Source organism: Streptomyces capoamus (genome assembly GCF_014654935.1).
Classification (GTDB): domain Bacteria; phylum Actinomycetota; class Actinomycetes; order Streptomycetales; family Streptomycetaceae; genus Streptomyces; species Streptomyces capoamus.
The window spans coordinates 250,713-251,364 of the sequence record NZ_BNBF01000008.1; the positions used below are offsets into that span (position 1 = coordinate 250,713).

At 72.4% G+C, this 652-nt stretch carries 1 protein-coding gene and 1 pseudogene; both read left to right on the forward strand.

Annotation, left to right across the window (positions count from 1 at the left end):
• Window positions 1-299 (forward strand): mycothiol transferase (locus IE312_RS40275; protein WP_229899826.1); only part of this gene is annotated, 299 nt, incomplete at its 5' end.
• A gap of 55 nt (window positions 300-354) precedes the next feature.
• Window positions 355-652 (forward strand): annotated as a pseudogene (locus IE312_RS40280) (PadR family transcriptional regulator); the annotation flags it as partial.

Sequence of the window (652 nt, forward strand, 5' to 3'; positions counted from 1 at the left end):
AGACCTTCGAGCTGACCGGGGACGAGACGGTCGCCTCGCAGCTGGCGTACTGGGAGCAGGTGGCCGCCGAGACGGAGAAGTTCATCCGTTCCGCGCCCAGCCTGGACGACACCTTCCCGCTGCCGCCCGACCCGTGGTTCCCGCCGGAGGGCCGCGTCTCGCTGCGCTGGCTGTGCCTGCACCTGATCCGCGAGACGGCCCGGCACGCCGGTCACGCCGACATCGTCCGCGAGTCGCTGGACGGCAAGACCGCCTTCGAGCTGGTGGCGCTGGAGCAGGGCGGCAGCTGGGGGCAGTAGCGGTACCGCCGGCGGGGTGATCGCCGGCCGGCCCCGAGGTCCTAACCTGGACCCCATGTCAGCGATCCGACTCCTCGTGCTGGGCGCGGTCCGGCGGCACGGGCGGGCCCACGGCTACCAGGTCCGGGGCGACCTGGAGTACTGGGGCGCGCACGAGTGGTCCAACACCAAGCCGGGCTCGATCTACCACGCCCTGAAGCAGATGGCCAAGCAGGGGCTGCTGCACGCGCACGAGATCGCGCCGTCCCCGGCGGGCGGACCGCCGCGGGTCGAGTACGAGGTCACCGACCAGGGCACGGAGGAGTACTTCGGCCTGCTGCGCGAGGCGCTGGTCACCTACGACCAGCGCGGTG